This is a genomic window from Maricaulis sp., assembly GCF_048270095.1.
Taxonomy (GTDB): Bacteria; Pseudomonadota; Alphaproteobacteria; order Caulobacterales; family Maricaulaceae; genus Maricaulis.
The window spans coordinates 39051-65189 of record NZ_JBLWTL010000001.1 but is presented as its reverse complement, the minus strand read 5'-3'; the positions used below and the strand labels follow the sequence as shown (position 1 = coordinate 65189).

The 26139-nt window shown below is 63.5% G+C and carries 26 protein-coding genes; 13 read left to right on the top strand and 13 right to left on the bottom strand.

The features are described from left to right. Positions 1-23: 23 nt before the first annotated feature. Positions 24-197: a hypothetical protein gene (locus tag ACN0YJ_RS00305; RefSeq protein ID WP_417476451.1), complete on the bottom strand. Its 174-nt coding sequence runs from the start codon at positions 195-197 to the stop codon at positions 24-26. Positions 198-325: 128 nt separating this feature from the next. Here ACN0YJ_RS00305 and ACN0YJ_RS00300 point away from each other — a divergent pair, with 128 nt between their 5' ends. Next, positions 326-2302 (top strand): transglycosylase domain-containing protein, encoded by a 1977-nt coding sequence (locus ACN0YJ_RS00300; protein WP_417489755.1) that lies wholly within the window; start codon positions 326-328, stop codon positions 2300-2302. A 102-nt stretch (positions 2303-2404) separates the two neighbouring features. Next, positions 2405-3991 carry a hypothetical protein gene (locus ACN0YJ_RS00295; protein WP_417495002.1) on the top strand — a complete coding sequence of 529 codons (1587 nt, stop codon included), beginning with the start codon at positions 2405-2407 and terminating at the stop codon, positions 3989-3991. 53 nt (positions 3992-4044) lie between these two features. Here ACN0YJ_RS00295 and ACN0YJ_RS00290 read toward each other — a convergent pair whose 3' ends face one another. Then, on the bottom strand, positions 4045-5307 hold the full coding sequence (locus ACN0YJ_RS00290; protein WP_417476448.1) for a polyhydroxyalkanoate depolymerase: 1263 nt from the start codon (positions 5305-5307) through the stop codon (positions 4045-4047). A gap of 39 nt (positions 5308-5346) precedes the next feature. Next, the gene (locus tag ACN0YJ_RS00285; RefSeq protein ID WP_417489752.1) at positions 5347-6000 is read right to left on the bottom strand and encodes an SCO family protein; all 654 of its coding nucleotides are present in this window, start codon (positions 5998-6000) and stop codon (positions 5347-5349) included. 132 nt (positions 6001-6132) lie between these two features. Between ACN0YJ_RS00285 and ACN0YJ_RS00280 the strand changes: the two genes are divergently transcribed. Together ACN0YJ_RS00280 and ACN0YJ_RS00275 are read left to right on the top strand one after the other, a co-directional pair. Then, positions 6133-7458 carry an ActS/PrrB/RegB family redox-sensitive histidine kinase gene (locus ACN0YJ_RS00280; RefSeq protein WP_417495001.1) on the top strand — a complete coding sequence of 442 codons (1326 nt, stop codon included), beginning with the start codon at positions 6133-6135 and terminating at the stop codon, positions 7456-7458. 62 nt (positions 7459-7520) lie between these two features. Then, complete coding sequence (locus ACN0YJ_RS00275; protein WP_417476747.1) at positions 7521-8051, top strand: ActR/PrrA/RegA family redox response regulator transcription factor; 531 nt, start codon at positions 7521-7523, stop codon at positions 8049-8051. An 8-nt stretch (positions 8052-8059) separates the two neighbouring features. On the opposite strand, the gene ACN0YJ_RS00270 is transcribed toward ACN0YJ_RS00275, so the two are convergent. After that, positions 8060-8791: a DUF1223 domain-containing protein gene (locus ACN0YJ_RS00270; protein WP_417476445.1), complete on the bottom strand. Its 732-nt coding sequence runs from the start codon at positions 8789-8791 to the stop codon at positions 8060-8062. A gap of 76 nt (positions 8792-8867) precedes the next feature. After that, on the bottom strand, positions 8868-11543 hold the full coding sequence (gene acnA, locus ACN0YJ_RS00265) for an aconitate hydratase AcnA (protein ID WP_417495000.1): 2676 nt from the start codon (positions 11541-11543) through the stop codon (positions 8868-8870). 164 nt (positions 11544-11707) lie between these two features. Between acnA and ccmA the strand changes: the two genes are divergently transcribed. The 6 genes from ccmA (at position 11708) to ACN0YJ_RS00235 (ending at position 15654) form a co-directional block, all read left to right on the top strand. Next, positions 11708-12364 (top strand): heme ABC exporter ATP-binding protein CcmA, encoded by a 657-nt coding sequence (gene ccmA, locus ACN0YJ_RS00260; protein WP_417494999.1) that lies wholly within the window; start codon positions 11708-11710, stop codon positions 12362-12364. Beyond that, on the top strand, positions 12364-13032 hold the full coding sequence (locus ACN0YJ_RS00255; RefSeq protein ID WP_417494998.1) for a heme exporter protein CcmB: 669 nt from the start codon (positions 12364-12366) through the stop codon (positions 13030-13032). Before ccmA ends, ACN0YJ_RS00255 begins: the two co-directional genes overlap by 1 nt. Before the next feature lie 58 nt (positions 13033-13090). Then, a complete protein-coding gene (locus tag ACN0YJ_RS00250) occupies positions 13091-14200 on the top strand; it encodes a hypothetical protein (protein WP_417494997.1) in 1110 nt (369 codons plus the stop codon). Between the two features lie 61 nt (positions 14201-14261). Then, complete coding sequence (gene ccmC / locus ACN0YJ_RS00245) at positions 14262-14993, top strand: heme ABC transporter permease CcmC (RefSeq protein ID WP_417494996.1); 732 nt, start codon at positions 14262-14264, stop codon at positions 14991-14993. Further along, the gene (gene ccmD, locus ACN0YJ_RS00240; RefSeq protein ID WP_417494995.1) at positions 14990-15145 is read left to right on the top strand and encodes a heme exporter protein CcmD; all 156 of its coding nucleotides are present in this window, start codon (positions 14990-14992) and stop codon (positions 15143-15145) included. The genes ccmC and ccmD overlap by 4 nt, the downstream gene beginning before the upstream one ends. After that, positions 15142-15654, top strand: coding sequence for a redoxin family protein (locus tag ACN0YJ_RS00235; RefSeq protein WP_417488422.1), 513 nt, complete (start codon positions 15142-15144; stop codon positions 15652-15654). The genes ccmD and ACN0YJ_RS00235 overlap by 4 nt, the downstream gene beginning before the upstream one ends. A 7-nt stretch (positions 15655-15661) precedes the next feature. On the opposite strand, the gene ACN0YJ_RS00230 is transcribed toward ACN0YJ_RS00235, so the two are convergent. The 8 genes from ACN0YJ_RS00230 to ACN0YJ_RS00195 form a co-directional block, all read right to left on the bottom strand. Beyond that, a complete protein-coding gene (locus ACN0YJ_RS00230; protein ID WP_417494994.1) occupies positions 15662-16258 on the bottom strand; it encodes a MarR family winged helix-turn-helix transcriptional regulator in 597 nt (198 codons plus the stop codon). Between the two features lie 87 nt (positions 16259-16345). After that, a complete protein-coding gene (locus ACN0YJ_RS00225) occupies positions 16346-17008 on the bottom strand; it encodes an inner membrane-spanning protein YciB (protein WP_417494993.1) in 663 nt (220 codons plus the stop codon). 17 nt (positions 17009-17025) lie between these two features. Next, entirely contained in the window at positions 17026-17874 is an 849-nt protein-coding gene (locus tag ACN0YJ_RS00220; protein ID WP_417494992.1) for an EamA family transporter, read from the bottom strand. Positions 17875-17877: 3 nt separating this feature from the next. Further along, a complete protein-coding gene (ftsY, locus tag ACN0YJ_RS00215; RefSeq protein ID WP_417494991.1) occupies positions 17878-18828 on the bottom strand; it encodes a signal recognition particle-docking protein FtsY in 951 nt (316 codons plus the stop codon). Then, entirely contained in the window at positions 18825-20159 is a 1335-nt protein-coding gene (mtaB, locus tag ACN0YJ_RS00210; RefSeq protein WP_417476434.1) for a tRNA (N(6)-L-threonylcarbamoyladenosine(37)-C(2))-methylthiotransferase MtaB, read from the bottom strand. The genes ftsY and mtaB overlap by 4 nt, the downstream gene beginning before the upstream one ends. Before the next feature lie 35 nt (positions 20160-20194). Then, positions 20195-20809, bottom strand: a complete 615-nt coding sequence (locus ACN0YJ_RS00205) for a hypothetical protein (RefSeq protein WP_417494990.1) — start codon at positions 20807-20809, stop codon at positions 20195-20197. A 6-nt stretch (positions 20810-20815) separates the two neighbouring features. Continuing rightward, positions 20816-22690 carry a DUF885 domain-containing protein gene (locus tag ACN0YJ_RS00200; protein ID WP_417494989.1) on the bottom strand — a complete coding sequence of 625 codons (1875 nt, stop codon included), beginning with the start codon at positions 22688-22690 and terminating at the stop codon, positions 20816-20818. Positions 22691-22778: 88 nt separating this feature from the next. Next, entirely contained in the window at positions 22779-23648 is an 870-nt protein-coding gene (locus ACN0YJ_RS00195) for an SDR family NAD(P)-dependent oxidoreductase (protein WP_417494988.1), read from the bottom strand. Between the two features lie 115 nt (positions 23649-23763). On the opposite strand from ACN0YJ_RS00195, the gene ACN0YJ_RS00190 reads away from it, so the two are divergent. The 3 genes from ACN0YJ_RS00190 (at position 23764) to sdhD (ending at position 26134) form a co-directional block, all read left to right on the top strand. Continuing rightward, positions 23764-25161 (top strand): amidohydrolase family protein, encoded by a 1398-nt coding sequence (locus tag ACN0YJ_RS00190; RefSeq protein ID WP_417494987.1) that lies wholly within the window; start codon positions 23764-23766, stop codon positions 25159-25161. Positions 25162-25360: 199 nt separating this feature from the next. Then, positions 25361-25753, top strand: coding sequence for a succinate dehydrogenase, cytochrome b556 subunit (gene sdhC / locus ACN0YJ_RS00185; protein WP_417476429.1), 393 nt, complete (start codon positions 25361-25363; stop codon positions 25751-25753). Between the two features lie 3 nt (positions 25754-25756). Continuing rightward, the gene (gene sdhD, locus ACN0YJ_RS00180; RefSeq protein WP_417494986.1) at positions 25757-26134 is read left to right on the top strand and encodes a succinate dehydrogenase, hydrophobic membrane anchor protein; all 378 of its coding nucleotides are present in this window, start codon (positions 25757-25759) and stop codon (positions 26132-26134) included. Positions 26135-26139 lie beyond the last annotated feature (5 nt).

Below are 26139 nucleotides of genomic sequence, written 5' to 3'. Positions count from 1 at the left end.
CTGCTGACGGCTGACCGACCAGCCTAGCGCGGCTGCGATCCGCCGGGCTGGGCTGCTCCGCAATAGGGCCAGTTATCGGCGTTCGGGTCGCCGCCAGGGCAGACCGAATCGGCGCCTTCATACAGGCCGATACAGCCGGACAGGCTCAGCGAGCCCAGGATCAGGGCCAGAATGGCAATGGAACGCTTGATGGACATGACAAATCCCCTTTGCGCCCATGTTGGCGCGCGAAGGCTTTTGTAGCAAGTCTGCAAGCGCTGTTCTTCATCGGGAATTAACTCCAATTCCTGCAGATGAAGGCTCCGATATTCAGCAAGGACAGCCCATGGCCCGCAGGCCTGCCACACCGCTTGAGGCGACACGCGCCAACCGGCCCGGGCCGGGTCCGGCGCGCAAAGCGTCAAGGCGTCGCCCATCGCGCGGCGGCGGACGGCTGTGGCGGTTTGTCGTCAGCGTATTCCTGCTGCTGGGCCTGGGCATGGCCGGCTGGCTGGTTTCCATCGCGCGCGATCTGCCAGACACATCCGGCCTGATCGAGGTCGAGCGCGCGCCCAGCCTGGCCTTCTATGATCATGAGGGCCGGCTGATCGCCCGGCGCGGCTCGGCGCATGGCCGTCTGGCAGTGATCGAGGAGCTGCCTGACTATGTCACCGATGCGGTGATGGCGGTCGAGGATCGCCGTTTTTACAGCCATTTCGGTGTTGACCTGATCGGTACCGCGCGCGCCCTGCTGGCCAATATCCGCGCCGGTCGGGTGGTGCAGGGCGGCTCGACCCTGACGCAACAGCTGGCGAAGAACCTGTTTTTGACCTCCGAGCGCACCGTGCGGCGCAAGGTGCAGGAAGTGATGCTCGCCTTCTGGCTCGAGAGCCGCTTCACCAAGGACGAAATCCTCGAACTTTATCTCAACCGGGTCTATTTCGGTGGTGGCGCCTGGGGCATTGAAGCGGCGGCGACGCGCTATTTCGGCAAAACAGCGAGCGAGCTCAATCTCGGCGAGGCCGCTCTGCTGGCCGGGCTGTTGAAGGCGCCTTCGCGCTACAGTCCCGTCAATGACGCCCAGCGCGCGGCGGCACGGGCGACGGTGGTGCTTGATCTGATGGCCCAGACCGGGCGGATTACCGAACAGGAACGCATTGATGCAGCGCAAACCCCGATCCGGGTCTCGCGCGGTGCTTCCAGTCCGGGCGCACAATACTTTATCGACTGGGTGGCGCAGGATACACGCGCGCTTGTCGGCAGCCATCATGGCGATCTGATCGTCAGAACCACGCTCGACGTCAATGCCCAGCGCTCCGCCGAATTGGCCGTGTCCGGCATTATGGATGATCCTGAGCTTGCGCTGGGGGCCGGCGAGGCCGCGCTCGTGGCTCTGGCTCATGACGGCTCCGTGCGCGCGATGGTCGGTGGGCGCAACTACGCGACGTCACAATTCAATCGCGCCGTCCTGGCCCATCGCCAGCCGGGCTCGGCATTCAAGGCCTTTGTCTACGCCTCGGCCTTCGAGGCCGGGCTGACACCGGACGATATCCGCGATGATGCCCAGATCCGGCTCGGTGACTGGTCGCCGCAGAATTATAATGACGAATATCGCGGCCCGATGAGCCTGCGCGAGGCTTTCTCGCGATCGTCCAATTCGGTTGCGGTTCGGATCGCCGAGGAGACGGGCCGTGGCCATGTTGCCCGGCTCGCGGCGCGGTTCGGGATTGAAAGTCCGCAGCGGGTCGACCGGTCGCTGGCGCTCGGTGTGCATGAGGTGACGCCGCTGGAAATGGCGTCCGCCTATGCGCCGTTCGCCAATGGCGGTTATCGCGCCCCGGCCTATGGCATCGCCTCGATCGAGACGCGTGAGGGCGAGGTCCTGTACGCGGCAAGCCCCGCCGCTGGTGAAGTGGTGATGGATGCCCGCACATTGGCGCAGATGAGCGACTTGCTGCAGACCGTGGTGCGCTCGGGGACTGGACGCCGGGCTGCGGTAGCCGGCCTGGCCGTCGGCGGCAAGACCGGCACCACCAATGATTTCCGTGACGCCTGGTTTGCCGGTTATGCCGGCGACCTAGTTGCGGTGGTCTGGACCGGCAATGATGACAATTCCCAGACGCTCCGGGCGACCGGCGGTGGCCCGCCGGCGCGCATCTTCAGCGCCTTCATGAGCGGCGCACCGCGCAGTGGCCTTGATGCGCATCCATCCAGATTGCCGCTGCAGATGGCCGAGCCCGTGGCTGAGGCACCGTCTGTCGTCGAGCCGATACCGGCCGAAGACCCGATCGCAGCCTTCCTTGCCGGTCTTGGGCGCGACTAAACCCCGGCGAAAATCGCCTGAAAACCATCAAACCGCCCGCGACGCGTCACATTCAGCCTGTTAGATTGCGTTCTGACACCAAGGTTGAATGAAAGGGACGCGATGAAACGCGCTTTGATGGCCGTCGCACTCGTGGCGATGCTTCCTGGACTGGCTCCGCTCAGCAGTGTGCACGCCCAGCATCTGCCGCAACTCGCGCGCGCCGACGCTGATGCGGCCCTCGCCGCCATCCGGCTGGACGGTGCGGATAATGAATTTGTCTCTTTCGAACGCGCGGACTTCCGGCGCGGGACCTACACCTTCACCAATGTTGTGATTAATCTGGAGCGCGATGAGGCGACGCCGGCTGGTGTCGTGCATGCGGCCCGCATGATCCTCGATTCCCCCCGGCTCGACAGCGCCGGCAGGCTGCGACTCCACGCCTTCGTGCTTGAGGATATTGAGCAGGTTCTCGACGAGGGAGAGATCGGTTTCACGCTTGGCCGGGTGAGGCTGGAAGCGCCCAATGCGGAAATGTCCGCCAATCTTGGACGCGTATTGCGCGGTGATCGTGGCGCCGAGGTTGGCGCGGACAAGGATTTGTATCGCTTCGGCGTGCTCTCCGTCGATGATGCCGTCGAACCGGATCGGGAGCCGGACGCCGGGGCCTCATTTTCCTTCGATCGACTTGCCTTCGTCGGCTATACCGACAATGCGCTGCAACGCTTTGAACTCCTCGGGCTGACCGCCACGGTGGAGAGCGACGCGGGCACCAATAATCTGGAATTGGCCGAACTGTCCGTGGATGGGCTCAGGATATCCAGCCCGTTCAGTGTGCTGGACCTGTTCGCGGCCGACCCCGCAGAATCGGGTTTCTTCAGGAGCTATCTCGACATGGAGATGGGCGAGCAGCTCGACCTGTTCGACCGGCTTCGGGTCCGCGATTTTCGCGCCGCCATTCCCGGTCAGCAGGTGAGCCTTGACGAGTTCGTCGTCACCATGGAGTCGCAGGATGACGTGCTTGATACACAGATGCGTCTGGGGTCGCTGCGCATCGTGCCCAACCCGCAGCACCCCGCCGGGGAGCGGCTTTCCGACAGATTTGGCCAATTGGGCTATGAGACCCTCGATCTAAGCCTGGAGGGGCATTCCGTCTATGATCCGCAGAGCGGACGCGTCTTCACCACCGGCGAGAATTACCTGGCGCTGCGGGACGGCTTCCGGCTGGATTTCACCCATGATTTCAGCGGATACCCCGAGTTCCTGGCCAATCAGCGCCGTTTGCTCGGAACCTCGTCAGCGACCGTAGACGGCAAAACCGCGCCTGATAGCGAAGGCCTTTCGGCGGCTGCCGACCCCCTGGTGATCAACCGGATCGCCCTGAGACTTGAAGATGACTCCATGCTGGAGCGCGCCTATGCGGCAGGCGCGGTGGCCCAGGGCATTACGCCAGCGGAGATGCGGTCCCAGGCGGGAATTCTGGTGATGGTCGGTCTTATGTCGGCGCCGCCGGAGATGCCACAGATACTGGTCACGCAGCTGGCGTCGGCGGTTTCCACCTTCCTCGCCCAGGGCGGCACGCTGGAAATTGTGATGCAGCCGCCTGTACCCGTCAGCATTGGCGAGATCCGGGCCGGGAGCGAGGCCGGGGCGATTGATTTCGAAGCCCTGGGACTGGCCGTGAGCGCTGAGGCACCGCCGGGGCGCTGAGGTGTGAGGGACAATCCTTCCGGCGGGCGGTCAGACCGCCCGCCGGGAATTGATCAACGGTTCTTGCGCACCGCAGCACCTTTGTCCGCCATGAAGCGTTTCATCATGGGTGCGACCTGCTCGCGGAAGCGCCGGCCGTTGAAGACGCCGTAATGGCCGACTTCGGGCTGGACCCAGTCTTCTTTCAGACTGTCGGGCAGTTGCGAGCACAGTGTGTGCGCCGCCTGGGTCTGGCCGATGCCGGAAATATCATCATTCTCGCCCTCGACAGTGAGCAAGGCGACATCGGTAATGCTGGACGGCACGACAAGGCGGCCCTTCACGTCCTGCGTTCCGGTGGCCAGCTTGTGCTCCTGGAAGACATCGCTGATCGTCTGCAGGTAGAATTCCTCGCTCAGATCCATCACGGCGAGATATTCGTCATAGAAGGTGCGGTGGCGGTCGGCTTCATCGCCATCGCCCTTCACCATATTGGCGAAATAGTCCTTGTGGGCGTCGACATGGCGGTCGAGATTCATGTTCACGAAACCGGCCAGCTGCAGGAAGCCCGGATAGACGCGGCGCATGGCGCCGGCATTGGGCATCGTCACCGTATGGATCAGATTGTCGGCAAACCAGCTGAAGGGCTTTTCCTGGGCCAGCTTGTTGGGAACCGTCGGTGACAGGCGGGTGTCGATCGGCGAGCCCATGAAGGTCATGGTCAGGGGCCGGGCGGGATCCTTGTCCTCGGCCATCAGGGCGATCGCGGCCAGGGTTGGCGGGCCGGGCTGACAGACGGCGACCACATGCGTGTCCGGGCCCAGCTCGGTCAGCATGGCGCGGACATAGGTGGTGAAGTCGTCAAGATCGAAACGGCCATCGGTGACCGGGACGCTGCGCGCATCCTTCCAGTCTGTGATGTAGACTTCATGATCGGGCAGGAAGGCCTCGACCGTGCCGCGCAGCAGAGTGGCGTAGTGGCCGGACATCGGCGCGACGAACAGGACTTTGGGCTGGGTCGTCTTGACGCCGGCCGCCTTGAGCGCCTGCGGGTCGCGCACAAAGTGCAGCATATTGCACCAGGGCTGGTTCCACACGACGGTCTCGGTGACGGGAATTCTGTGGCCATTGACCTCGACCGGCTCCAGATTCCATTCCGGCTTCACATAGCGCCGCGTCATGGTCTCGAACAGATCGGCGGCGGCGGCCATGGTGCGCCCTGCATAGGTGTCGCCCATGGGATTCCAGGGCGCCTGCATCATCTGGCGGGTGGCATTGGCAGCGGCGCGCCATGGCGTCATGGCCAAACGGTTTAACTCGTACACACTATAAAGCATGAGTCCTCCTGGGACCGACATTGCCGAAACCGGCAATGCTCATGAGGATGAACCTTCTTCCTCAAGGAATTCTTGCAGCCGGGCCGCCATCGTTTGCGGGTCGGAGCCATGGGAAAAGACGTCTACGAAACGCCCTTCAGAATCCATCAGATAGACGATGGAGCTGTGATCCATCAGATAATCATCGCTGGTCTCGTCCTCGCCGTCTTCGCCGGCACTGCGCCGGAAGGCGACGCGGTAGACGCCAGCGACATTGGCGATCTGTTCCTGGCTTCCGGTCAGTCCGACCAGATCGGGCGGGAAGGCCGGCGAGGCGACATATTGGGCCAGCTGGTCGACTGTATCGCGCTGCGGGTCGATCGTGATCAGGATGGGCTGGATCCGGGCGCGCTGCTCAGGCTCGAGCTGCTCGAGCGCTGCGGCCATGATCTGCAGGGAGAAGGGGCATACGTCGGGGCAATACGTGTAGCCGAAATAGATCAGCATGGCGCGGCCGTGGAAATCGGCTTCAGTGACGGTCTGCCCGGTCTGATCGACCAGTGTGAACGGGCCGCCAATCAGCGCTTCGCCACTGGTGCGCGTTGGCGCACGCCGCGTCTCGCGCTGGCTCTCATCCGTGAGCATCAGCGTGAAGAACCCGATCACCACAATCATGGGCAGGGCAATGATCAACCAGATCCAGGCTCGTTGCATTTGCGCTCCATCAACTATCCGAAGGCGGACAAAGCATGCTATGCCGCCCCGGATATAATTTGCTGCAGATGCGAAGCTAGGACGGCTCGATCCGCCTGTCCATCGACTTCGCTGTATGACCGGAGCCAGCCAATGCTCGACGCTGATTGGGACCCGTATGGCAGTGACGCGCATCTGACGCCGGTGTTCGGGCGCTTGCGCCTGCGCACGCTGGTCATGCTGCGCTGGCTGGCGGTGGCGGGTCAGACCCTGACCGTTCTGCTCATACATTATGTCGTTGGCTTCGATCTGCCGATCGGCGTCTGTCTCGGCGTCATCATGGTCAGCGCCTGGATCAATACCTGGCTGACCCTGTCTGTGCCGCCGCAGCAATTCGCCAAGGATTGGGAGGCCTTCGCCCAGCTCAGCTATGACGTGCTCCAACTTTGCGCCCTTCTTATCCTGACCGGCGGGCTGCAAAATCCCTTCATCGTGATGCTGACCGCGCCCGTCACCATCGCTGTCGCGGCCCTGCCACAGCGCTGGGCGCTCGGCGTGGCCCTGATCGCCATGGCCGGGACCGGGGTGATGTGGCTGTGGAGCCTGCCCCTGCCCTGGCTGGCCGGCGAGACGATCCATTTGCCCGAGATGTATGTGCTGGGCCTGTGGTGCGCGATTTTCATCGCTGTGGCTTTCACCGCCGTCTATTCCTGGCGCGTCAGTCAGGAAGGACGCCGCATGGCAACCGCGTTGGCGGCAACCCAGAGCGTCCTGTCCCGCGAGCAGCGGCTGTCGGCACTCGGAGCGCTGGCCGCCGCGGCCGCGCACGAGCTCGGTACGCCGCTGGCCACGATCCAGTTGACGGCCAAGGAAATGCTGCGCGAGGTCCATGATAATGACCTGCTGCGCGAGGACGCCGAGTTGATGGTGACCCAGGCGCGCCGCTGCCGCGATATCCTCAAACGTCTGAGCCAGGAGCAGGCTGTCACCGATGAGCGCCATGACCGGGTCGATCTGCTCGCCGCCCTTGAAGAGGCCAGTACGCCCTTGCGCGGACTGGGTCCGATGCTTGATGTCAGCCTTGCCGAAGCCGGCGGGATGGGGCCCGCCCCGATGCTGCGCCGCATGCCGGAAATGCTCTATGCGATTGGCAATTTCGTCGAAAATGCTGTCGATTTCGCGGCCACGCGTGTCACGGTCGAGGGCTGCTGGGATGCCGAGAGCCTGCGCGTGACGATTTGTGATGACGGGACCGGTTTCAAGCCCGAGATTCTGTCCAAGATCGGCGAGCCCTATGTCACCACACGTTCCGGCACGCCCGGCCAGGGTGGGCTGGGCCTGGGCGTATTCATTGCCAAGACGATGATCGAGAAAACCGGCGGCCGGGTAGCGTTCGACAATGTTTCACCCCAGGGCGGCGCCCAGGTTACAATCGTCTGGCCGCGCAATCGGGTAGAGGCGCCGCCGATCCTTCGTTAGTAATAACAGACAGACAGATACCGAATCGCGAGGACGCCGCCGTGGACGATATTGAATACGACATGCCTGAAGACCGCACCCTGCTCATTCTCGACGATGATGCACCCTTCCGCACCCGTCTCGGGCGGGCGATGACCAGTCGCGGTTTTGTCGTCTCCGCTGTTGGTACGGTTGATGAGGCCGAGGAGATTGCGCGCCAGAATCCGCCGGCCTTTGCCGTGCTGGATCTGCGTCTGACCGACGGGGACGGGCTGGAAGTGGTGAAGGCCCTGCACGCCTCACGCCCGGATTGCCGGGTCGTCATGCTGACCGGTTATGGCAATATCGCCACGGCTGTCGCCGCCGTGAAGGCCGGAGCCATCGATTATCTGTCCAAGCCTGCCGATGCCGATGATGTCATCAAGGCACTGCTGGCGAGCCCGGAAGACAAGCCGCAGCCCCCGGAAAACCCGATGTCGGCCGATCGCGTCCGCTGGGAACATATCCAGCGCGTGTTCGAATTATGCGATCACAATGTGTCGGAGACGGCACGACGACTCAATATGCACCGGCGGACACTGCAGCGGATATTGGCCAAGCGCGCACCGCGTTAGGCCTCGCCTCAGCGCTGCGGTTCAACCCGGGCATAGCCATAGATCGGGCCGCCATTGGCACCCTGTACGATGGCGACCGTGCCATGGCGGCGATAGGCTTCGCCCATATATTCGGCTTCCCCGCCCGACCATCGGCCGAGATAGGTCAGGCTTTTCACCATATTGTAGTGAAGCATCTCGAGGCCTTCATTCTCGCCAGCCCCAATCTCGACGCTCGCCCAGCCTGGCGCATAGGCCACCAGCCAGACATCGAGATTCGTCTCCGGTGCGTCACCATCAAGTCGCACGATGAATGAGCCGAACGGGCCGTCATCCAGGCGAATGGAGGGGCTGTCGGGCATGGCGTCCAGACGCGCATTGACAGCGTCGGACACCTTGTCCTGATCCCATCCCGGGGCGTCGGTGACGCCGTCGACCACGAAATGCGGCGTATAGAGGCGGTTGACGCCCAGGCGCGGCAGATAGGTGCGCTGGCGCTGGACATATTCCGGGCGGGCATAGGTGTCGGTCCAGCCATACATGTCCCAATAGCTCACGCCGAAAGCGAGCACGAAGACATTGTCACGCTGGTCGAGTTCGCCGAGATAGCGATTGGCTTCCGGGCACAAAGGGCAGCCCTGGCTGGTGAAAAGCTCGACCAGGACGGGGCGGGTCTCGGCCGCTGCGGCGTCAGGCCGGACCTGTCCGGAGGCAGGCAGGACGAGAAGGCAAATGGCCAGGATGGAAGCAAGGATGCGCATGCTGATTACATAATCACGCCCGCCCGCATCGGCCAATCACTTGGCTGTGACGCGGGCGGGGCTTGATCATGAGGGCCTATGAGCGGGCGAGATTGCGCAGCACATAGTGCAGGATGCCGCCATCGCGATAATATTCCAGCTCGTTCTCGGTATCGATACGGGCGCGGACCGAAGCGGTCTTCACCGTGCCGTCCGGGAAAGTCACCTCAACGGTCATCAGGGCGCGCGGCTCGATCTCGGCAACGCCCAGGATGCTGACGCTCTCATCGCCGGTCATGCCGAGACCTTCCCAGGACGCACCGTCCTCGAACTGCAGCGGCAGCACACCCATCCCGATCAGATTGGAGCGGTGGATCCGCTCGAAGCTCTCGGCGATGACGGCCTTGACGCCCAGAAGACGGGTGCCCTTGGCGGCCCAGTCACGCGAGGAGCCGGTGCCGTATTCCTTGCCGCCGAAGACGACGAGCGGGATGCCGGCGGCCTGGTAGTCCATGCAGGCGTCGAAGATATCGACCTGCTGGCCGTCTTTCTTGGTGAAGCCGCCTTCAACGCCGTCCAGCATCTTGTTCTTGATGCGGATATTGGCGAAGGTTCCGCGCATCATGACTTCATGATTGCCGCGGCGCGAGCCGTAGGAGTTGAATTCCAGCACCGGAACCTGCCGCTCCTGCAGATAGCGGCCGGCCGGGCTGCTGGCCTTGATCGAACCGGCAGGCGAGATGTGGTCGGTGGTGATCGAGTCGCCGAACAGACCCATGATCCGCGCATTGACGACATCGCCCGGTGCATCCGGTTCCATCGTCATGCCTTCGAAATAGGGTGGGTTCTGGACATAGGTCGAGGTGTGATCCCAGGCATAATTGAGGCCTTCTGGAACCGCGATGCCCTGCCAGGCCTTGTCGCCCTGGAATACATGCTCATAACGCGTTGCGAACATGTCCGGCGTCACCGAGGTGCGCACGGTCTCGGCGATTTCGGCCGAGGACGGCCAGATGTCCTTCAGATAGACGTCCTTGCCGTCCTGGTCCTGGCCGAGCGGCTCCTTGGTGATGTCGATCTGCATCGAACCGGCGATCGCATAGGCGACCACGAGTGGCGGCGAGGCGAGGTAATTGGCACGCACATCGGGGCTGATCCGGCCCTCGAAATTGCGATTGCCCGACAGGACTGAGGTCGCGACCAGGTCATTCTCGTTGATGGCCTTGGAGATCGGGCCCGGCAGCGGACCGGAATTACCGATACAGGTGGTGCAGCCATAACCGACCAGATTGAAGCCGAGCGCATCGAGATCATCCTGCAGGCCGGCACGCAACATATAGTCGGTGACGACTTGCGAACCGGGCGCCAGCGAGGTCTTGACCCAGGGCTTCACCTTGAGGCCGCGCGCCACGGCATTGCGGGCCAGCAGGCCGGCGCCGAGCATGACGGACGGGTTGGACGTATTGGTGCAGGACGTAATGGCGGCAATCACGACATCGCCATTGGTGATGCGGTAGTCCGCGCCTTCGACCGGGGCCGATTTGGCCATTTCATTGGCCTTGTTGAATTCCTTGCCCATCGCCTCGGTGAAAGCCGGCTTGGCCTCGGTGAGGATGACGCGATCTTGCGGCCGTTTCGGCCCGGAGATCGCCGGCACGACGGAGCCCATGTCGAGATGCAGCGAGTCGGTGAAGATCGGATCGGCTTCGTAGTCAGGCCGGTACATGCCTTGAGCCTTGGAATAGGCTTCCACCAGGGCGACTCGCTTGTCGTCGCGGCCGGTGGCGGTCATGTAGGTGAGGGTTTCCCTGTCGACCGGGAAGAAGCCGCAGGTCGCGCCGTATTCAGGCGCCATATTGGCGATTGTGGCTTCATCCTCCAGCGAAAGATGGTCGAGGCCCTTGCCGTAGAACTCCACGAATTTACCGACCACGCCCTTCTTGCGCAGCATCTGCACGATGACCAGGACGAGATCGGTCGCGGTCGCGCCTTCCGGCAGTTTGCCGGTCAGTTCAAAGCCGATCACTTCCGGGATCAGCATCGAGACCGGCTGGCCGAGCATGGCGGCTTCGGCTTCAATCCCGCCAACACCCCAGCCGAGCACGGCCAGGCCATTGATCATCGTGGTGTGGCTGTCCGTTCCGACGCAGGTGTCGGGATAGGCGATGGTTTCGCCATCTTCTTCCTTGGTCCAGACGCATTGGGCCAGGTTTTCCAGATTGACCTGGTGGATGATGCCCGTTCCCGGTGGCACAACGCGGAAATTGGCGAAGGCGGACGCGCCCCATTTGAGGAATTTGTAACGTTCGCCATTGCGCTCATATTCGCGCTCGACGTTCTTCTCGAAACTGTCGGCATGGCCGAAATTATCCACCATCACCGAGTGATCGATCACCAGATCGACGGGAACCTGTGGATTGATTCGCTGCGGATCGGCGCCCAGCTTGGTGGCGGCATCACGCATCGCGGCCAGATCGACGACGGCGGGAACGCCGGTGAAGTCCTGCATCACGACGCGGGCCGGACGATAGGCAATCTCATGGGTCGATTTGCGGGTCGTCAGCCATTCGGCCATCGCCTGGATGTCGGCCTTGGTGACGGTCTTGTTGTCTTCAAAGCGCAGCAGGTTTTCCAGCAGGACCTTGAGCGAGGCCGGCAGGCGGGAAATTCCGGCCAGACCGTTTTGCTCGGCGACCTTCAGATCGTAGTAGGCGTAGGTGTCGCCGGCCACATTGAGGGTGCGTTTACAGGAAAAACTGTCGAGAGAAGCCATTGGGGATCGTCCTCAGGGTCGGTGGGGTGTCAAACACCCGGTGGGGAGGGTAGGCCAGCTGGATATGGCCACATGTTTGCTGGGGTTCTACCCCTTGTCCCCGTTTGCTGCAATGCGGCACGCAGTCCGTTGACCTCGGCCCTGCATTTGGGCGACATGTCGTCATGACATCGGCCTCGCTTTCCCAGCCCGTTACCCCGGCACTGAAATTTCCAGAGCTCCGCCTGAGCGTGAGCGGCCTGTCCCTGTCGCGCGGCGATGCATTGCTGGCTCGGGATCTCTCATTTGAACTCGGACCGGGCGAGGCGGTGCTGCTGACCGGTCGCAATGGCACCGGCAAGACCTCCTTTTTGCGCGCCCTCGCAGGCTTCATCGAGCCCGATGCCGGCGCGATATCGCTCAATGAAGCGCCGCCGGCGCTCGCCGCCGCCGACACCATCGCCTGGCTGGGCCATGCCGACGGGCTCAAACCCGGCGAGACGCCGCGCACTGCCCTGCGTTTCTGGGCCGATCTCTACGGCCAACCCCGCACGGCGATCATGCCGGCCCTGCGCGCGCTCGAGATTGATCATCTGATCGACCGCCCCGCCGCGCGCCTGTCACGCGGTCAGCAAAGACGCTGCGGCCTCGCCCGTATCGTGCTGGCCAATCGCCCGCTCTGGCTGCTCGACGAACCCGCCGGCCCGCTCGACGGCGAAGGCCGCGCCTGCCTCGCTGCCTTGGTCGCGACACACCGCGCCCGCGGCGGCCTGGTGATCGCCGCCACGCACCAGCCGCTCGACTGGCCCGATGCGCGCAGCCTCGAGATGGGGCGGCTGTGATGGGTGTTCTGACAGCAATATTCGCGCGCGAAGCTCGCCTCGCCTGGGCCGGCGGTGGCGGAGCGGCCGGACCGGCGGCCTTCTTCCTCGCCGCGATCACCCTGGCGCCGCTGGCGATCGGCCCTGCCGCCGATCTGCTGGCTGCCGCCGGCCCCGGCATTCTCGCCTTCGCGGCCCTGCTCTCCGTGTTGCAATCGGCCGAACGCCTGTTCGGCGATGATTTCGCCGACGGCACGCTGGATCTCTACCTGCTCACCCCGACCAGCCTGGCCGCTCTCTGCCTGGGCAAGGTGATGGGCCAGGCCAGCGCGACGCTATGGCCGCTGCCGCTGATCGGCGTCCTCGGAGGTCTGATGTATGGCCTGCCGCCCATTTCGGCACTGGTGCTCGGCGCCGCCCTGCTGGCTGCCATCCCCGCCCTTGCCCTGATCGCAGGTTTCGCCGGCGCCCTCGCTGCCGGCATCAAGCGCGGCGGCCTGCTGATCGCCCTGATCGCCACGCCGATGATGGTCCCGGTCCTGATCTTCGCGGCGGGCGCCGGACGTTCGGCTTTCGCCGGCGATGAGCGCGCGGTGGCCAATCTGTTGCTGACACTGGCGATCAGTCTAGGAACGGTTGCGCTCGCACCCTTCGGAATCGCGGCGGCGGTGCGGGGGCGGTTGGGATGAAATCGCCTCAGATTTGGCCAATTTGCGCGCAAGAGTTTGGCTCTCGGGAGGCGAGGTGATGGCTTTATCGCGGAATGCACTGGTGGGCGGGCTGGCACTCGCCTCGCTGGCAGGGAGCGAGGTCTTTGCCTGCTCGGTTCTACCGGACAACAGGAGTTATTCCGAGCATTTGGCGGATCGTCGCGGCCCGCTCTTCGCGCAGTGGGTGCGGTCGGCGGCCTTCATAGAAATAGCGATCCCGGTCTCGGCGACACCGATGGTGGATGGTGTGCCTCTGCGACACGGGGCGGAGCACGAATACACCTTCACCGTCGTTGAACGCTTGGTTGGCGATGGGCCGAGCACGTATCAATTGCTGCTTTCGTCATCTGAGTTCGCGCTGGGGCCGGACGATTCGGGGGATATGCAACCCGAATACTGGGTAGAGCGCTACCGATCAGAAGCAGAGGCCGTCAGAGACCATCTTTGGGACTGGGACGCGGGACGCCTGCCTGACATTGGCCTACAGCTCTACGGCGCGGGCGATTGCTCGAGTGTGATCGAGTTTGTGATCGGCACGCCGCTTCTGGTGCTGCGCAGCGCTTCGGGTGTAGCGATGGGAACTGTTCCGCTCTTCGAATCGAATGAGCCTTGGCTTACCGCGGTCCGTTATCTGCTGGCCAACCCAGAAGCGGCCTATGGGCGCCACATGTCGCTTGAGGAATACCTGCGGCGCCAGAACGCAGCCACCGTGTACGAAGTCACGGATTGCACACTGCCCCTGCTAACGCGGCGCCGTGTGATGGGCGACGTATCAGAGTGGGAGATCGAGCACGACGAAGTCATTTCCGGGCCCCCGTCGGCGCTGGAGTCCTACCTGATCCAGACCGAGGCGAGGTTCCGGTCCTATTGGAATTTCTCTGAGTCGAGCTTGGCCGAAGGGCTAGAATACGCTGCGGAGATGTGGGCAGACGTCGATTCAGCGCGGTTCAGTGAGTTTCCATTCGACTCAGACACCTGCCATCCAACCGCGCGCTACGTCCGAACGTCGTGGGGCACCTATTTCCCGATAGCCAATGGCGGGGATGTCGACTTCAGCGGCTACGCGTCGCAAGTGGAAATCACCGGCCCGCTGACGGCTTCGCTTGCCGACGTCATCCGTTGGACCACGGAAGGCGTGCAAGAGTGATCCATCGCCCTGCGACCACCCGGCAGTTGCCGCCCGGCCTCCCGCAAAGTAAGTGAGCGCCATGCTGTCCTATTTCGCCAACCCGCAACGTTTCGACCAGCTGGCCCGCATCGCCATCCCGGTGTTGGGCGTCTTGACGCTGATCCTGCTCGGCGCGGGTGTCTACATGTCCTTCTTCGCCTCCCCGCCGGACTATCAGCAGGGCGACACGGTGCGGATCATGTATGTGCATGTGCCGGCCGCCTATATGGCTTCGGCGCTCTATGCGGGGCTGGCCGGGGCGAGCTTTGTCTATTTTGTCTGGCGCCATGCGATTGCCGATGCGGCCGCTGCCGTGATCGCGCCGATCGGGGCGGTGTTCACCGCGCTGGCCCTGGCGACGGGGTCGATCTGGGGCAAGCCGATGTGGGGCACCTGGTGGGAATGGGATGCCCGCATGACCTCGGTATTGGTGCTGTTTCTGGTCTATCTCGGCTATATGGCACTGCGTTCCGCGCTCGAGGACGCCCAGCAGGCAGCGCGCGCCAGCGCCATTCTGGCGATGGCCGGGGTGATCAATCTGGTAATCGTGAAGTTCTCGGTGGAGTGGTGGTCGAGCCTGCACCAGCCGGCCGCCGTTTTTCGCGCCGATGGCCCGACCATCCATTCCAGCCAGCTCTGGCCGTTGGCGTTGATGGCGCTGGGCTATACCATGCTGGCCGGCTGGCTGGTCTTCTATCGGCTGCGCACGCGCGCCATCGCCCGGCGGGCTGATGCGCTACTGCGCCAGAAAGAAGCCGGGGGCCGCCGATGACAGAATTTTTCGCGATGGGCGGTTATGCGGTCTGGGTCTGGTCGGCCTGGGGGCTTTCGGCGACGGCCTTGATCGCGCTTGTCGTGACGGCTCTGGCCGAGCGCAAGGCCGCGGCGGAACGTCTGCGGCGCCTGGAGACCGGTGAGGCATGATGCAGGCCGTGCGCCTTCTCGCCCTGTCGGGGATTATTGCCCTGACCATAGTCCTGGGCTTGCGCTGGTATCAGGATCGGCCAGTCCCGCCCGAACCCTTGCCCACCCTGACGCTGGCCGTGCTTGAGGGACGCGCCGCCTTCGATCCGGCAGCGATTGAAGGCCCGTATCTGCTCAATGTCTGGGGCTCCTGGTGTCCCTATTGCCAGATTGAACACCCCGTCCTGATGGCGCTGCAGGCCGAGGGGATAGCGATCTATGGTATCGCCTTTCGGGATACAGCTGCGGCGGCCAATGCCTCCCTCGACACGCATGGCGACCCTTATGCTGGCGTGATGCTCGATGTCGACGGGCTTTCCGCCCGGGCGCTTGGCGTGGCGGGAACGCCGGAAACCCTGGTGGTCGGAGCGGACGGGCAGATCCTGACGCGCTGGTCGGGACCCATATCGGCGACCGTCCTGCGCAACCGGATCTATCCAGCGCTCGAGCGCGGGGCGCTGCGGGAATAGTTCGGTCTCAGGACTCGGCGCGTTCGCCAGCCTCCTTGGAGGCCTTTTTCTCGGCTTTTCTGGCCTTGATTTTGGCCTTGTCCTTGGCCCGCTTTTTGGCCTTCTTCTTCTTTTCCTTGTCTTTCACCTTGGCCTTCATCACCGCTTCCTCACCCTTTTCCAGGGTCAGGGCGATACGGCGCAAGGTTTCCAGAAAATTGGCGCGCTTGTTCTTGGGCAGGGCAGAGATGATGGCGCGGTCGGCCTCAACCGCGCCCAGCGTTGCGGCTTCAAGCAGGGTGCGGCCGGAGACGCTGAGATGGATCGCATTGGCGCGGGCATCATCGGCGAGTTTTTCGCGCTCCAGAAGACCGTTGCGCGCCATACGCGAGACCAGTTCGGCCAGGGTGGAGCGATCAATTCCGGTGATCTTGACCAGCTCGGTCTGGGTCAGGCCCTCATTCTGCGCGGTGGCGTGCAGGACAGCGAACTGGCGCTGGGTGAGCTTCGCGCCAGCCATCGCCTTGGTGAAGCGCTCGGCGGCGAATTGCTGGGCCCGGTGCAGGAGGTGACCGGGCGAATCCGCGAGGTCGAAAGCCTTCGGGCTGTGCTTGTCACTCGGCATGGCAGTCTCCGGATGTCATCTGGCTCATCCTGCCTCGGATTTATAACGCAAGGATGACGTTTGTCCGATCACGGAGTGTCGCATTTCTTATGCGGCTTCTCCGCTCTCCCCGCCGTCATCGTCTTCTGCCCGCTGGTATTTGAGCAGGAGCGGCATTTGCAGCGCTGCGAATGCGAGGCTGAGCACCATGACGCCGAGCTTGGCATTGGCCCAGAAGGCTTCACTGATCTCGAATTCCGCAAACCAGCGCGCCGATTCCGGCACGACGGAATCATTGATGTGCCGCCACATGGCTTCGTTGAGCAGGGCGAGAAACTGGAACCAGAGCGCCCAGCGTACGGCCAGCATGGTCCAGGCCTCTTCGGGCAGGTTGAAGACGGTGGCGAAAAAGACCTTCCAGACATTATGGCCCAGCGCGACGCTGACCAGGATGAGGAAGGAGTAGAAGAGATTGATGATGGTCGGCTTGAGATAGAGGAAAATCGGATCCTGCAGCAAAATGCCGATCGTCCCCATGCCCAGCACGATGACCGTGGTGAAGATCAGCATGGGGGGAAAGCGTTTCTCGACCCGGATCGCATAGCCCAGGCCAATCACTGCGGCGATCATATAGGCGCCCGTGCCGATATAGATCGCCTGGTCGCCCGCATAGGCGCGGGCCAGGTTGTAGACCACGATCCAGACCCCGATGGGACCGAAATCAACCAGCATGCTGGCGGTCTGTTTCGTCGTGGTCTCGGTCTGGCTCACGGGGTTCTCCTCGGTATTCACAATGTCTGCATCACGACAAGTCCGGTGACCAATAGCACGGCCAGCGCAATACGCTTCAACCCGAAAGCCTCCTTGAGGACCAGCGTCGCGAGCAGCGCCCCGAATACGATACTGGTCTCACGCAGGGCCGCCATAGGTGCCACCGGTGCGATGGAATAGGCGTAGAGGGCCAGGCCGTAAGTCGTCAGATTGAACAGCATCGACGTCGCGGCCGGGCGGGTTTCCTGCAATGCTGCGGCCCAGAAGCGCGACCCGCGCCGGATGATCGCTGTGGTGCCAATCGTGACGCCTGAAAGCACGAAGAACCAACCTGTGTAGACCATCACGTCTCCGGAGGCGCGCACGCCGGCGGCATCAATCACGGTATAACTGGCCGTCATGCAGGCGGCTGCGAGGGCGAGCAACAATACCTGCGCCTTTGGCGCCCCGTCCCTTTCCGGCCAGGCAAAGCCGACCAGCGCCGTCGAGGCAATCGCCAGGCCGAGCAGCTGCCAGAGCGAGACCGCCTCGCCAAGAAACAGATAGGCGGCGAGCGTCGCCAGTGCCGGCGCACTGCCGCGCATCACCGGATAGACCAGATTCATCTCGCCGCGCTCGAAGGCGGCGATCAGCAACATGTTGAAAGCCCAGATCGTGGCGGCGCCGAGCAAGAGGAAGCGCCAGACTTCCCAGCCGGGCAGGGGTTGGAAGACCAGCCAGGGCAGCATCAATAGCGCGACGAAAATCAGCGACAGGGCGCGAAACACCAGCCGGTCCCGGGCGCGCTTGGTCAGAAGCGTCATGCCGGCATGGGCCAGCGCCGAACCGAGCATTGCGAGGGCGCCAGCGGTCAGATTGGCCTCCAAGTCCTAGTTCTCCAGCCCGGCCAGCGCTCGCGAGAAGTCTCGGGCGTTGAAGGCCTGCAAATCATCCTCGCCTTCGCCGATGCCGATATAGTGGATTGGCAGCTGGAATTTCTCCGCGACCTGGACCAGCGCTCCGCCCTTGGCGGTGCCGTCGAGCTTGGTCATCACCAGGCCGGTGATCTGGGCTGCATCGAGGAAGGCCTGCGCCTGGGAAACGGCATTGGAGCCGACCGTCCCGTCGAGCACCAGCACAGTCTCATGCGGGGCCGACGGATTCTTCTTGCGGATGACACGGACGATCTTGCGCAGTTCGTCCATCAGCTCGGCCTTGTTCTGCAGCCGGCCCGCGGTGTCGATCAGCACCGTGTCGCGCCCTTCGCGTTCCGCCTGCTCCAGCGCGTCAAAGGCGAGGCCGGCCGCATCGGCGCCAATCTCGCGCTTGATGACGGGTGATTTGGCCCGCTCGCCCCACACCGAGACCTGTTCGATCGCGGCTGCGCGGAAAGTGTCACCGGCAACCAGAATCGGGTCGCGGCCCTCGCGCTTGAGCTTGACGGCGATCTTGCCCAGCGTCGTCGTCTTGCCTGAGCCATTCACCCCGACAAACAGGATCACGTGCGGGCCATCCGTGCCGGTCAGCTGCAGTGGTTTTTCCAGTGGTTGGAGGGTTTCGCTGATCACTTCGGCGAGCGTCTCGCGCACTTCCTCGTCAGAGATTTCCTTGTCGAAGCGGTCGCGCGCCAGCCGGTCGGTGACGCGCAGGGCTGCCGCCGTGCCGAGATCGGAGGCGATCAGCAGGTCTTCGAGTTCATCCAGCGCTTCGCGATCCAGCTTGCGCTTGGTGAAGATCGCCGTGACGGATTCGCCCAGCTTGGACGAGGACTTGCTGAGACCCGAGACGAGGCGCGAGAAAAAGCCGCGCTTCTTCTCGCCGGCTGGCTTGTCGTCGCTCATGATGTCAGCTCCCCGTGCAATTCACGTCCGTCATGATGCGTGACCTGGATATTCACCAGCGCGCCGGCGCGTGGAAACTCACTCTCCGGCAGGCGGATGGCGGCAAAATTCCCGGCGCGTGCGAAGCCGGGCTTCTCCATCAAGGCATCCGTGACGGTGCCGATCATGGAGTCGAGATGGGCGGCGAGCACCTGGTCCGCCTTGTCGCGCAGGCGCGCGGCGCGAGCCTTGATCACCGACTTCTCCAATTGTGGCATGCGCGCGGCCGGCGTGCCCGGGCGCGGCGAATAAGGGAAGACGTGCAGATAGGCCAGCTGGCACTCATCGACGAGTTTCAGCGAGTTTTCGAACATGGCTTCGGTCTCGGTCGGGAAGCCGGCAATAATGTCGGCGCCGAAGGCGATCTCGGGCCGCGCAGCTTTCAGCCGGTTGCACAGGGCAATCGCGTCTTCGCGCGAATGGCGCCGCTTCATGCGCTTGAGGATCATATTATCGCCGGCCTGCAGGGAGAGATGCAGATAGGGCGCGATGCGCGCCTCGCCGGTGACGGCCTCGAACAGCGCCTCATCGATCTCGATCGCATCGATCGAGGACAGGCGCAGGCGCGGCAGGTCGGGAACCTGTTTCAGGATTGCCTGGACCAGACGGCCCAGCGGCGGCGTGCCTGGAAGATCGCCGCCCCAGGAGGTCAGATCGACCCCTGTGAGCACGACCTCGCTATGGCCGGATGCAACCAGCGCCTTGATCTGATCGACAATCTCGCCGGCCGGGACCGAGCGTGAATTGCCGCGGCCATAGGGGATGATGCAGAAGGTGCAGCGATGGTCACAGCCATTCTGGACCTGGACATAGGCGCGCGCGCGCCCCTCCATGCCCTCGACCAGATGCCCGGCGGTCTCGCGCACGCTCATGATATCGTTGACGCGGACCTTCTCCGTACCGCCCAGGAGGGTGACGGGGTTGAAGGTCTCGGCGCGCAGTTTTTCCGCATTGCCGACGACCCGGTCGACTTCCGGCATCGCCGCAAACATCGCCGGATCGACCTGGGCGGCGCAGCCGGTGACGATAATCTTCGCGTCGGGATTGGCGCGGCGGGCCTTGCGGATGGACTGGCGGGCCTGGCGCACCGCTTCCGAGGTTACCGCGCAGGTATTGACCAGGATGGCATTGTCCAGCCCGGCTTCGCGGGCATGGGCGCGCATGACCTCGCTCTCCCAGGCATTCAGCCGGCAGCCAAACGTCAGGATTTCAAGGCCGTTTTCCGGATCCGTCTCACGCGTGGAGGGCGTGTCGGCACCGGAGGCCGCGGGATTGTCTGTGCGCTCGGTCATGGAGCGTGGATAAGTGGTGGAGCCAGGCCTTCAGGTCAAGCGCGGCTGGCAATCACCCGCCGCATGGCTTCGCCGGCCAGGACCGCCCAAAGCGCCAGAATCGTGTGATAAATGTGCCAGTTGGCGAGGCCAAGGCTTGTCAGCTCGCGGCTGGCACCAATCGCGATCGAGGCGAAGCCCAGCAGAAGCCAGGCAAATAGCCAGATCAGGCCGCTCTGCCAATGGCGATGCACCAACAGGGCAGCGCTCGCCGCCAGGCCCAGAAGCAAAGCCAGTTTCGGCATCAGGGCGAGCACGCCGTCACTGCCCGGCCAGGCCAGCATGACGGCGGTCAGTACCGGTATGCCAACCCGCAGATAGCGCCCGACACCCGGCGCCATGGCGATGGGAAAGGCTTTCCAGGCCAGACCAAGAGCGATCAGCACCATGCCGGCGGCCCCGGCGAACGTGCTCGCCAGGCTGTGCAGCTGTGTCAGTTCAGTGATCTGGCCACTGGCGAAGCGGAGCGCCCCGATCAGCGCCGCCAGGCCGATAAAGGCCAGGCCCAGCCGGACCATGCGAACATCGCCGCGGCTGCGATGCGGCCATATCCGCCAGATGCCGAGGCCGCAGCCGATGACAACGAGAAAGTCTGTGAGCGCGAAAAGCATGGTGTTCTAGTTCCGGTTTCCGGCTTCTTCTTCGTCGATCCAGCGGCGCATCTTGGCCTCCAGCGCGGACAACGGCATGGAGCCATCGGCGAGCAGGACGTCATGGAATGCGCGGATGTCGAATTCCTCGCCCAGACGTTCTTCCGCCTCGCCGCGCAGGTCGCGCATCAGCAATTCGCCGGTCTTGTAGGCCAGCGCCTGGCCAGGCCAGGAGATATAGCGCAGGACTTCGGTGCGGATATTGTGGGGCGCCAGGGCGGAGTTCTCGAGGAAGCAGGCCTCGGCCTCATCGCGGGTCCAGCCCATATAGTGCACGCCGGTATCAACGACGAGGCGGCAGGCGCGCCACATCTCATAGCTCAGCCGTCCAAACTCCTCATAGGGCGTCGTATAGATGCCCATATCGCGCCCCAGCGTCTCGGAATACAGGCCCCAACCCTCGCCGAAGGCGGTGATATAGGTGTTGCGTCGGAAATCCGGGACGTTTTCCAGCTCGGCAGCGATCGAGCCCTGGTGATGATGCCCCGGCACGGCCTCGTGTGCGGTCAGGGCGGGCAGGGTGTAGAGCGGGCGCTGGGTCAGGTCGTAGGTGTTGACCATATAGCCGCCGGCGATGCCGCGTTCCATATCGCCGGGCCAGTAGCGGCCGGTGGTGTAGGTCGGCGCCATGGTGTCCGGCACCGGGCGCACGCCATAGGAGAGGCGCGGCAAATGGCCGAAATAGGCCGGCATCTGGTCGTCGAGCCGCTTGGCAATCCAGGCGGCGTGCATCAGCAGCTCTTCTGCCGTTGTCGCGTAGAATTGTGGATCGGTGCGCAGGAAGTGGAGGAATTCGGCGAAGCTGCCTTCAAACTCGCTCCCGGCGATCACGGCTTCCATCTCGTCGCGGATGCGGGCGACTTCGGCGAGGCCGCGCTGGTGGACTTCTTCCGGCGAGGTATCGAGCGTGGTGTGGTAGCGAACCAGGGTCTGATAATAGGCCCGCCCCTCGGGCACGTCGGAAATGCCCAGGCTCTCGCGGGTCTGCGGCAGGTATTCATCGCGCAGGAAGCTGGCCAGGCTGGCATAGGCCGGCTGGGCCGAGTCCTCGATGGCGGCGGTCGCCTCGGCATGGAGCCGGGCCCGTTCGGCGGCAGGCAGCGCGACCGGCAGTCCGTCGATCGGTTCAATCAGGATTGCGCGCAGGGTCGCCGGATCGCTGAGACCGGCGACCTGGGCGGCAGCCGATTCGGCGATGATGCGAGGCTGGGTGAAGCCGGTTTCGAGCCCGCGCTGCATCCAGTCGATATTCTGCTGAAAATAGCCGGCAATCCCGTTGATGCGGGCAATCCAGGCCTCACCCTCGGCAATCGTGCGCGGGCGGGCCGAGGAGGCTGCATAGGAGGGCCAGAAGAAGAAGCCGCTATCGGAATTGAAAGCGATACGCGCTTCGTCGAAGGGGGCGAGTTCGGTGCGGAAGCGCAGGATATAGTCGAGCACCGCATGCGAGACCTGGTCGCTCTGTGACAGCGAAGCGGCGTCAATCGCCTCGAGGCGTGCCAGGAAAGCGGCTTCGGTGGCGGATTGCGTCGCCAGCGCGTCCGGCGAGATATCCGGCCATTGTCCAGCCGCGACCAGATCGCCGCGACGGCCGCGTTCGTCGGGACTATTGGCCAGTTCGAAGGCTTCAAATTCGGAGACCAGGGCGGCAAAGGCTGTTTCGGCATCTGCGTCGGTCGCGGCGTCCGGCGCAGCCGTGTTCCCGGACGGCGTCGCACCGTCGCTGACCGGCGATGCGGGTGCAGCCGATGAGTTCGGAGTCCCGGCCTGTTGGCCGCAGGCGGCCAGGCTCAGCGCCATCAGGCTGGCGATCGATACGTGCGAAAGCGTGCGATAATTCATGTCAGTCCCCCAGGCGCCGGGGCGCCGCGTCTCGATTCAGATTGCAGTATTCTTGACCAGGCAGTGATGGCCGGCAAGCGGTGTCGGTTCAGCGTTTGCGCCGCGTCAGGCCCAGGTTCTTGGCCACGATATTGTTGACCATGCGCTCGGGCAGCATGCGTGGCAAGGACCAGTTGGTCAGGCGCTTGGGCACAATGGCATAGCGAAAACGTGGCTTGTTTTCGGTCAGGGCCCGGAAGGCGCGATCGGCGATCACCGAGGGCGGGAAGCCCTCCGGGCCGCTCTTGCTCATATAATTGCGCAGGCGGGTCAGCGCCTTGTAATAGACCGAACCCTCATAGGGCGTGATGTCCACTTCATCGGACTTGGCCCAGATCGGCGTCGCTACGGCGCCGGGGCCGAGCACGATCACTTCAATCCCGAACAGCATCATTTCCCGCCGCAAGGATTTGGACAGGCCTTCCACGGCATGTTTCGACGCCGAATAGGGCCCGAGAAACGGGGCGCCCATCTCGCCGGCCATTGATGACATCATCACGATCCGGCCCGGCTCACCGCTCAGGCTCTCATCGGCGCCCAGCAGGGGTCCGAAAGCCTGGGTGGTGCGAACCACGCCGGTCACATTGACGTCGAGCTGGTGTTCGAATTCCTTGATCGGGACGCTCAGCATCGGTCCGGCGACCGCGATTCCGGCATTATTGATCAGGCCCTTCAGCGTCACGCCGTTCAGCGCGGCGCGGACCGTATCGGCGGCGCTCTGCATAGAGGCCGTATCGGTCACTTCCATGATCAGGGGTGTGACCGCAGCGCCGAATTCCGCCTTCAACCGGTCAATATCGGCCTGTTTGCGCACGCCGGCAAAGACATGCCAGCCCTTCGCCGCTAGCCCCGCCGTGCAGGCGTGGCCAATGCCGGTCGAGGCACCGGTGATGACGGCGGATGGCGATGTTTGGGTCATGATCAGCTCCCTGCTCTGGCGACAGGCTAGTGTGATGCGCAGGTTTTGCCATACCGATTTTGCTTTTTCACCGGCGCGGTTAGTCTGTTGTGCGAATCTTTTTGGGGAGAGCGTGATGAAATACGCAATGGGACTAGTGTCAGGCGCGCTGGCGCTCTGTGTCACGGCCGGTGCCTGGCCGGAAGGCCGCCAGGCGCTTGTGGGCGGTACGCTGATCGATGGCTATGGTGGCCCGCCCATCCATGACAGCGTCATCCTGGTCGAGGATGACCGCATTGTCGCGACCGGCAACCAGGACAATACGCCGGTGCCGGATGGATATGCGGTGATCTCTACCGAGGGCATGACCGTCATGCCCGGCCTGTGGGAAATGCACGCGCACCTGATGCTCAACGGGCATTCCGACTATGATCACTGGGACCGTACCTATCTCGACCGGCTCGAAGACGAGATCATGCCGGCCTCCGCCGTGCAGCTGCTGCTGGCCGGAATTACGTCGGTCCGCGATCTCGGCGCGCCGCTCGAACCGTCCATCTCGGTGCGTGACCGCATCAATGCCGGTGAGCTGCCCGGCCCGAATCTCTACGTCTCCGGTCCTTTCATCCAGCACGAGGCCTATCCGGGTACGGAAGCCTTCCGCTGGGGCGTCAGCAGTGTCAGTGAGGCCCGTGCCCATGTCCGCACGCTCGCCGATGCCGGCGTTGATGTCATCAAACTGGTCAATCAGGACCAGATGACCGCCGCTGAAGCGCGCGCTGTCGTCGACGAGGCGCATGCCCGCGGCCTCCGGGTCGTCGGTCACTCCCACCGGCCCGAGGAAATCATTCTCGGGCTCGAGATCGGGATCGATAATTTCGAGCATACCGGCCTGACCACGGCGCCGGAATATCCGCCTCATGTGATCGAGGCGCTGCGGGCGCGCACCGCGCGCGGCCGTATTTCCGGTGGCCCGCTCTACTGGACCCCGACGATTGAAGGCCTGTGGAATTACGGGCGCACGCGCGAAAACTCCGAATTCCTCGACGATAATTGCTGGCATCGCGGGCTTGAGCCCGACACGATCGCCGATATTGCCGCCTCGATCGAGCACCCCGAGCGCTTGTCCTACACCCAATTGACGCCCTTGCGTGCGCCAACCCTGCGCCGCAAGTTCGAGCAATTGCGTGAAGCCGGTGTGGTGATGCTGATCGGCACCGATAGCGGTATCCCGATGAAATTCCACTGCCAGTCGACCTGGAATGAGTTCGATGTCTGGACCCGCGAACTTGATGTGCCGGTGATGGATGCGATCCGTTCGGCGACCTATTGGCCGGCTGTCTTCATGGGCGTCGCGGATCAGACCGGTTCCATCGCGCCGGGCATGACCGCTGACATTATCGCCATCGACGGCGATCTCATGACCTATCCAAATCTTCTGCAGCACGTTGATTTCGTGATGAAGGGTGGCACCGTCTATGTCGAGGACGGGCAGGTGAATGAGGGGCTGCTTCCGGCGAATATGCGCATGGAATAAGGCGAATCCGGTCGCCCTGGGGCGGCCGGAGCCCGACCGTCCCCGGCGGCGGCGCGGCGCAAATGTCTGCAACTTGTCAGCGGTCTGCGCCTGATCGCGTTGACGCTGACATTGTGCGGCCTATTGTGCACTGCGAAATACAAGGCTGACACGCGTTCTGCGTTCGGCGATACCGACACAGCTTTCGAAAGGGTGCCGCATGGCTTCCGACTGGTCCGATCCGCGGCCGATGTCGCCACACCTCCAGGTCTGGCGCTGGCACGCGACGATGGCGTCCTCCATTCTTCACCGGGCAACCGGCATCGGCAATTATATCGGCGCGGTCGCGATTGCGGTCTGGCTGGTCTTGCTGGCGTTCGGCGCCGAGGGCTCGATTGCCTTCCTGTTCGAGGGCTGGATGGCCTGGCTCACGCGCTTCGGCCTGATCCTGCTGACCTATTCGGTGAGCTATCACTGGCTGAATGGCCTGCGGCACCTGTTCTGGGATTTCGGCAAGGGTTTCGATCCGAAAGGGTCGAATCTCCGCTCGATGGCGATCATGTTTGTCGCCATCATTCCGACGGCCGCCCTCTGGCTTGGTTTCGGGAGCTGATCGATGACGGATTACAGAACTCCAGCCGCCAAGGTGCGCGGTCTCGGCGCCTCCGGACACGGCACGGCGCATTTCATCGCCCAGCGCGTCACCTCGATTGCGCTTTTCTTTCTTGTCCCCATCTTCGTCTGGATGCTGGCAACGTCCGGCGCTCCGGACCCGGCCGCGACACGCGCCTTCCTGGCTTCGCCGATGGGCGCGATCGTGACCCTGCTGACACTCACCGCCGGCTTCCATCACATGCGCTCCGGCCTGCAGGTCGTGATCGAGGATTATATCCATAAAGCCGGCATGAAGGCCTTCCTTCTGCTCGGCAATACCTATCTGACACTGGGCCTGTGGCTGGTCACGGTGTTCGCTCTTGTCAAACTCGCGCTGTAACGGAC

Coding starts and splice junctions, on each gene's coding strand:
- ACN0YJ_RS00305 (WP_417476451.1), bottom strand. CDS start 197: ATGTCCATCAAGCGTTCCATTGCCATTCTGGCCCTGATCCTGGGCTCG.
- ACN0YJ_RS00300 (WP_417489755.1), top strand. CDS start 326: ATGGCCCGCAGGCCTGCCACACCGCTTGAGGCGACACGCGCCAACCGG.
- ACN0YJ_RS00295 (WP_417495002.1), top strand. CDS start 2,405: ATGAAACGCGCTTTGATGGCCGTCGCACTCGTGGCGATGCTTCCTGGA.
- ACN0YJ_RS00290 (WP_417476448.1), bottom strand. CDS start 5,307: ATGCTTTATAGTGTGTACGAGTTAAACCGTTTGGCCATGACGCCATGG.
- ACN0YJ_RS00285 (WP_417489752.1), bottom strand. CDS start 6,000: ATGCAACGAGCCTGGATCTGGTTGATCATTGCCCTGCCCATGATTGTG.
- ACN0YJ_RS00280 (WP_417495001.1), top strand. CDS start 6,133: ATGCTCGACGCTGATTGGGACCCGTATGGCAGTGACGCGCATCTGACG.
- ACN0YJ_RS00275 (WP_417476747.1), top strand. CDS start 7,521: ATGCCTGAAGACCGCACCCTGCTCATTCTCGACGATGATGCACCCTTC.
- ACN0YJ_RS00270 (WP_417476445.1), bottom strand. CDS start 8,791: ATGCGCATCCTTGCTTCCATCCTGGCCATTTGCCTTCTCGTCCTGCCT.
- acnA (WP_417495000.1), bottom strand. CDS start 11,543: ATGGCTTCTCTCGACAGTTTTTCCTGTAAACGCACCCTCAATGTGGCC.
- ccmA (WP_417494999.1), top strand. CDS start 11,708: ATGACATCGGCCTCGCTTTCCCAGCCCGTTACCCCGGCACTGAAATTT.
- ACN0YJ_RS00255 (WP_417494998.1), top strand. CDS start 12,364: ATGGGTGTTCTGACAGCAATATTCGCGCGCGAAGCTCGCCTCGCCTGG.
- ACN0YJ_RS00250 (WP_417494997.1), top strand. CDS start 13,091: ATGGCTTTATCGCGGAATGCACTGGTGGGCGGGCTGGCACTCGCCTCG.
- ccmC (WP_417494996.1), top strand. CDS start 14,262: ATGCTGTCCTATTTCGCCAACCCGCAACGTTTCGACCAGCTGGCCCGC.
- ccmD (WP_417494995.1), top strand. CDS start 14,990: ATGACAGAATTTTTCGCGATGGGCGGTTATGCGGTCTGGGTCTGGTCG.
- ACN0YJ_RS00235 (WP_417488422.1), top strand. CDS start 15,142: ATGATGCAGGCCGTGCGCCTTCTCGCCCTGTCGGGGATTATTGCCCTG.
- ACN0YJ_RS00230 (WP_417494994.1), bottom strand. CDS start 16,258: ATGCCGAGTGACAAGCACAGCCCGAAGGCTTTCGACCTCGCGGATTCG.
- ftsY (WP_417494991.1), bottom strand. CDS start 18,828: ATGAGCGACGACAAGCCAGCCGGCGAGAAGAAGCGCGGCTTTTTCTCG.
- mtaB (WP_417476434.1), bottom strand. CDS start 20,159: ATGACCGAGCGCACAGACAATCCCGCGGCCTCCGGTGCCGACACGCCC.
- ACN0YJ_RS00205 (WP_417494990.1), bottom strand. CDS start 20,809: ATGCTTTTCGCGCTCACAGACTTTCTCGTTGTCATCGGCTGCGGCCTC.
- ACN0YJ_RS00200 (WP_417494989.1), bottom strand. CDS start 22,690: ATGAATTATCGCACGCTTTCGCACGTATCGATCGCCAGCCTGATGGCG.
- ACN0YJ_RS00195 (WP_417494988.1), bottom strand. CDS start 23,648: ATGACCCAAACATCGCCATCCGCCGTCATCACCGGTGCCTCGACCGGC.
- ACN0YJ_RS00190 (WP_417494987.1), top strand. CDS start 23,764: ATGAAATACGCAATGGGACTAGTGTCAGGCGCGCTGGCGCTCTGTGTC.
- sdhC (WP_417476429.1), top strand. CDS start 25,361: ATGGCTTCCGACTGGTCCGATCCGCGGCCGATGTCGCCACACCTCCAG.
- sdhD (WP_417494986.1), top strand. CDS start 25,757: ATGACGGATTACAGAACTCCAGCCGCCAAGGTGCGCGGTCTCGGCGCC.